At 56.4% G+C, this 940-nt stretch carries 2 protein-coding genes; both read left to right on the top strand.

What is annotated here, in order from left to right:
* Nucleotides 1–605: ATP-binding cassette domain-containing protein (locus EG19_RS11930; protein ID WP_038050585.1), on the top strand; the 605-nt coding region annotated here is incomplete at its 5' end.
* Between the two features lie 32 nt (nt 606–637).
* The coding region (locus EG19_RS13270) for an ABC transporter substrate-binding protein (protein WP_161685623.1) at nt 638–940 on the top strand (303 nt) is incomplete at its 3' end.

Genomic DNA, 940 nt, shown 5'->3' with positions numbered 1-940 from the left:
CCATTGCGCAGATGGGCATCGGTCGGCTCTTCCAGGACGTTCGTGTTTTCCCGAAACTCACCGTGCTTGAAAACCTCCTCGTTGCCCGACCGCACCAACGCGGGGAAGGTGTTCTGGCTGCACTTTTGGCTCGGCGAACCGTGGCGCGGGATGAACGCGCGGCGGCGCTAGTCGCCCAAAAGTGGTTGGATTTCGTGGGACTCACGGACCACATCCATCGGCCCGCCGGCGCTCTTTCATACGGTCAGCAGAAACTCTTGGCCATTGCCCGTCTCCTCGCTGCCGGCTCCGAGGTTGTCCTGCTGGACGAGCCAACCGCCGGTGTCAATCCTGCTCTTGTCAGCCGCCTGCTATACTTGATTCGCAAACTTGCTGAGGAGGGCCGCACGGTCGTGCTTATCGAGCATAATATGAACGTGGTCCTCGATGTGTCGGATTGGGTGTATTTCCTGAGTGACGGGGCGGTGACTGCTTTTGGTCTTCCATGTGAGGTCCTAAGTGACCAAAATGTGCGCGCCGCGTATCTTGGCGTAGGAGGAAGGTTAGAAACGGTGTCGCGAAGCTACAAGGCGAGTGAAGGAAGTGACCGACGAAATGGAGGATGATGGGTTCTCTTGGGTGCAGAAAGGGGGAAATGATGTCTGTTGGGACGCATCAACGAATATGGCTGTCAAAAGCTGGTGCCATAGGAATGGCCCTATTCGTGGCATCAGCGTTATCCTGCGGGCGCAAGGGCGGCCCGGGCGCTACGGGAATTCGGATCGGCGCGCCTCTATCTTTGACAGGCAGTGCTGCCGTATGGGGTCAGAAATCTAAGAACGGGATAGAGCTTGCCGTACAACATCTGGCCGAGCAAGGGATCAAGGTCGACGTAGTCTTTGAAGATACGCGTTCTGATTCAAAAAGCGCTGTGACAGTGTTGAACAAATTGATTAGCCAA

Source organism: Thermoanaerobaculum aquaticum (assembly GCF_000687145.1).
GTDB lineage: Bacteria > Acidobacteriota > Thermoanaerobaculia > Thermoanaerobaculales > Thermoanaerobaculaceae > Thermoanaerobaculum > Thermoanaerobaculum aquaticum.
Note: the sequence above shows the minus strand (reverse complement) of the source record. Positions and strands in the feature narration are given on the sequence as shown.